The following is a 4579-nucleotide window of genomic DNA, read 5'->3' as shown; positions in this document are numbered from 1 at the left end:
GAAATCGCTCGGAAGTCTCGTGACGGTCATGCGTGACGTTGGGAGATGTGGCTCCGAGTGTTCCGAGGGGCGGATTTGCGGTTTGCCTGTTCTTGTCGGTCAGCAAGTCCGGTTCGATTTGAAATTTTCAATCATAGCCGAGCTTCGATGCGAGAATTTGACCTTTCGAAGGAGTTCGTCGCGTACGGAGGGTGTGTCCTTGATGTCGGGGTGATTCGAGCGCAAGACTGTCATCAAGCTCGTATGTCTCATGATTCCTTCGACGGATGGGCTCATTCGCAGGGCGTACGCTGACGGGATGGATGTCGGCAATGGGGTATGCTTGAAGTCCGTTCGGGAGCGGCGGACAACCTCAAGGAGGTGGTCGAGCCGCTTCGCTGTTACGCCGTCACCTTGGGGCGAATGAGACTTTGCACATCCGTATACGTGTCCCCAGGTGCCCTTGAGGAAGTCGGAATGAAAGAGAGCGCAGCGCGCAGGGAAATTCAGGAGCTCCCCTCGGAGCTCATCAGCCAGATCGCCGCGGGCGAAGTGATCGAGCGGCCGGCGTCCGTCGTGAAGGAACTGGTGGAGAACGCCGTCGACGCAGGGGCCACCTCGATCGAGATCCGCATCGAGGGCGGGGGCTTGAAGCGCATCCTCGTGACCGACGACGGCTGCGGGATCCCAAAGGAAGAGTTGGGGCTCGCCCTGAAGCGCCACGCCACGAGCAAGATTCGCAACCTTTTCGAACTCGAAAACGTGACGAGTCTCGGTTTCCGGGGCGAGGCGCTGGCGTCGATCGACGCGGTGGCGGCGGTGTCGGTGCAGAGTCTCGCCGAAGGCGCGACGCGCACGTGGAAGATTGAGGGTGGTGAAGTCACCCCCGCGGCCGGCACGACGCGGGGCACCCGCATCGAGGTGAGGGACCTCTTCTACAAGACGCCCGCCCGGCGCAAATTCATGAAGAGCGAAACCACCGAAGCCGCGCACATCGCGGATCAGGTGAGCCGCATCGCGCTTGCGAACCCGCAGGTGAGCTTCCGGCTTTGGAACAACGGGCGGGAGATGCTGAACCTCCCGGCCTCGCCCGACTTGGAAGGCCGTGCGTTGAAGATTCTGCCTAGCCGTCTCGAAGTGAACCACCGCGTCGTCGACATGGAGGCCGGATCGATGAGCTTGGTGGGGATCGTGGGACTCCCCGCCGCCGCGAAGGCGAAGGCCGACGCGCAGTACCTGTTCGTCAACGGCCGGTTCGTGCGCGACCGCGTCTTCGCGCACGCCGTGCGTGCGGCCTATCAGGACGTGCTTCACGGGCAGCTGCAGCCCTCCTACTGTCTATTTCTGACGATTGCCCCCACGGAAGTCGACGTCAACGTGCATCCGACGAAGACCGAAGTGCGCTTCCGGGATTCGGGCCGCATCCACGCCTTCGTGCAGAAGGCGGTGGAGACCGCGTTGGCGCCTGCCTCCGCTTCCGCCGAACCCACGGTTGCGCCCAAGTCTTCGGAACCTGCCGCATCTTCTCCCGCGCCCACGACGCCCTCGCTTTTTGACGGCTTCCATGCCGCGGTGCGGGCGACGTCGTCCGCGCCGGTGCCTCCCGCCCCATTTCATGCGGGGTCTACCGGCTTCGCCGGACGCCCCGCCGCTTCGCATCATCACTCGGAGATGCCGAGCGCAACGGCGGTTGAGGCCGCCCTGTCGCTCATGGAGGGCGTCAGGGATGAACCGTCTCTTCCGACGCAGGAGCCCACTCCCGGACAGCGGGAGGCCGTCACGGTTTCGGCTGAAGGCGCTGCCCCGTCCACCTCTCTCATGCCGCCGACGCCGCCCATGCCGAACGACACGGAGGTTGAGAGGGAATGTGCCGGAGTGGTTGCTCCGTCCGTTTCGGAAGACGTTTGGGCGGCGCCTTCCGCCCAAGCGCAGGGCGAAGTCCCTGCGCCGCTGCCGGTCGACGATCTGCCGGAGAGCGCAGGTGCTTTGGTGGACGACGGTTCCGCCGCGGAGGTCCACCATGAGGTTCCCGAAGTCCGGGTTGCCGCTCCTATGCCGCAACCTGCGGCCGAGCCGCAGCCCCTTTGGGGCATGCTGGGCCGCCCCCTCGCGCAGGTGGCCGGGATCTACGTGCTTGCGGAAAACGAAGAGGGCCTCGTCATCGTCGACATGCATGCCGCCGCCGAGCGGATCACGTACGAGAAGCTGAAGAAGGATGCGGACGAAGGGCGTCTGCCCGTGCAGCCGCTCCTCATTCCTCAGGTGATGCAGGCGACGGTGACGGAGGTCGCGAACGCCCAGGCGCACGCGGACGAGCTCCGCGCGATGGGGCTGGACCTCAGCCCTGCGGGCGAGCGGAGCCTCGTGATCCGAAGCGTTCCCTCGGTGATCTCCGACGTGGCGGGTGAAGAGCTCGAGACGATGGTCCGCGAGGTCCTCGCGGACCTTGCGGAATTCGGAGAGTCCCGCGTCGTCCTTGAAAAGCGCAACCACATCCTCGCCACGATGGCCTGCCACGGATCGGTGCGCGCCAACCGCCGTCTCACGATGGAGGAGATGAATGCGCTTCTCCGCTCGATGGAGCGTACGGAGCGGAGCGACCAGTGCAATCACGGCCGCCCCACGTGGACGCAGGTGACGTTGGCAGAGCTCGACAAGCTCTTCATGCGGGGGCGCTGATGGAAGTCTCGCAGAAGCCCATCGCACTTCTTCTTTTGGGACCCACGGCTTCGGGGAAGTCCGCGATGTCGTTGGAGATCGCGAAGCGCATCCCGTCGGAGGTCATTTCGATCGACTCGGCGCTCGTCTACCGTGGAATGGACGTGGGAAGCGCCAAGCCGACGGCCGCGGAGCGGGCGGTCTGCCCGCACCATCTCCTGGACGTCCGTGATATCGGCGAGAGCTACAGCGCGGCGGACTTCGTGGCGGACGCGGTGCGCCTGGTGCCGGAAATCCGGGCGCGCGGAAACCTCCCTCTCATCGTGGGCGGCACGATGCTTTACGCAAAGGCGCTGCGCGAAGGCCTGAACGACATGCCTTCCACGCCTCCGGAGGTCCGCGAAGCGGTGGCGCGGGAAGCGGCCGAGTTGGGTTGGCCCGCGATGCACGCAAAATTGGCGGAAGTCGACCCCGTGACGGCGGCGCGTTTGGCACCCAACGATTCACAGCGGATCGGCCGTGCGCTTGAAGTCTGGCGCATGACGGGCAAGCCCTTGTCGAGCTTTCATACGGCGCCCAAAGATCCGCCTTTTCCCTTCCTCACGGTCGGGTTGGTGCCCGAAGACCGCCAACTCCTTCACAAGCGCATCGAAGTGCGCTTCGACCAGATGCTCGCCCAAGGGTTTCTCGAAGAAGTCCGCCGCCTGATGGCGCGTCCGGACTTCGACCCCGAGAGCCCCGCCATGCGGGCGGTGGGGTACCGCCAGGCGGTCGCGTACCTGAAGGGCGAAACCGATGCGGCGGCCTTCCGGTTGGCCGGCATCGCGGCGACGCGTCAGTTGGCGAAGCGCCAGCTCACGTGGCTTCGCGGGATGCCCGAGGACGTTCTGTGGGTGGATCCCTTCCGGCCGGGAGCGTTCGAAGCCGTTCTCGCGGCGGCGGAACGCTGTCGGTGAAAACAAATGGGCCGCAGCTCCTCGAAGGAGCTGCGGCCCTGATTCTCAGGTCAAGCTGCTCAGCAGACAACGCAACGGGCTTCCCCTTCGGGGAGCGCTTCGACTGTGCCGATCGTGAAGACCGTTTCGCCCTGCGCAGCGAAGGCGGCGCGGGCGCGTTCGGCCTCTTCCGCCGAGACGATCACGACCATGCCGATGCCGTTGTTGAAGACGCGGTGCATTTCGTGGCGGTCGATGTTGCCCTTTTCTTCGAGCCAGTCGAAGATCGCGGGACGCGTCCAGCTCTTCCCGTCGATGCGGGCCTGAACGCCTTCGGGCAGCACGCGGGGCACGTTTTCGATGAGGCCGCCCCCGGTGATGTGGGCCATGCCCTTGATGTCGACCGTCTTCAGGACTTCCAGAACGGACTTCACGTAGATGCGGGTCGGTTCCATCACGCGGTCCGCAAGCGTCGCGCCGTCAAAGGGCATCGACCAGTCGGCGCCGGCGACGTCGACCACCTTGCGGATGAGCGAAAAGCCGTTCGAGTGCGGGCCGCTCGACGCCAAACCCAGAATGACGTCCCCCTGGGCGATGCGCGTCCCGTCGATGATGCGGTCCTTTTCGACGACGCCCACGGCGAAGCCCGCGAGGTCGTATTCGCCTTCGGGGTACATGCCGGGCATCTCGGCGGTTTCGCCGCCGATCAGGGCGCAACCGGCCAGCTCGCAGCCCTTGGCGACCCCCGTCACCACGCGGGCGGCGACGTCGACGTCGAGCTTCCCGCAGGCGAAGTAGTCGAGGAAGAAGAGGCTCTTCGCACCCTGCACGAGGATGTCGTTCACGCTCATGGCGACCAGGTCCTGACCGACCGTGTCGTGGCGGCCGAGTTGGAAGGCGAGCATGAGCTTCGTGCCCACGCCGTCCGTCCCCGTCACCAACACGGGGTTCTTGTAGTCGTTGCCGACTTCGAAGAGCGCGCCGAAGCCGCCGATGGAGCCCAAGAC

Annotated in this window: 3 protein-coding genes; 2 read left to right on the top strand and 1 reads right to left on the bottom strand. The window is 65.3% G+C overall.

The genetic code is table 11. The features are described 5' to 3' along the window. Positions 1–456 precede the first annotated feature (456 nt). Together mutL and miaA are read left to right on the top strand one after the other, a co-directional pair. Complete coding sequence (gene mutL / locus HMPREF9440_RS02270) at positions 457–2658, top strand: DNA mismatch repair endonuclease MutL (RefSeq protein WP_040763252.1); 2202 nt, start codon at positions 457–459, stop codon at positions 2656–2658. Then, positions 2658–3593, top strand: a complete 936-nt coding sequence (miaA, locus tag HMPREF9440_RS02265) for a tRNA (adenosine(37)-N6)-dimethylallyltransferase MiaA (protein ID WP_008541093.1) — start codon at positions 2658–2660, stop codon at positions 3591–3593. Before mutL ends, miaA begins: the two co-directional genes overlap by 1 nt. Before the next feature lie 59 nt (positions 3594–3652). Here miaA and purM read toward each other — a convergent pair. After that, positions 3653–4579, bottom strand: a 927-nt coding sequence (gene purM / locus HMPREF9440_RS02260; RefSeq protein ID WP_008541092.1) for a phosphoribosylformylglycinamidine cyclo-ligase, incomplete at its 5' end; no start/stop codon positions are given.

The sequence above is a fragment of the Sutterella parvirubra YIT 11816 genome (genome assembly GCF_000250875.1).
Lineage (GTDB): Bacteria > Pseudomonadota > Gammaproteobacteria > Burkholderiales > Burkholderiaceae_F > Sutterella > Sutterella parvirubra.
This window is presented reverse-complemented; position numbering and strand designations above follow the sequence as displayed.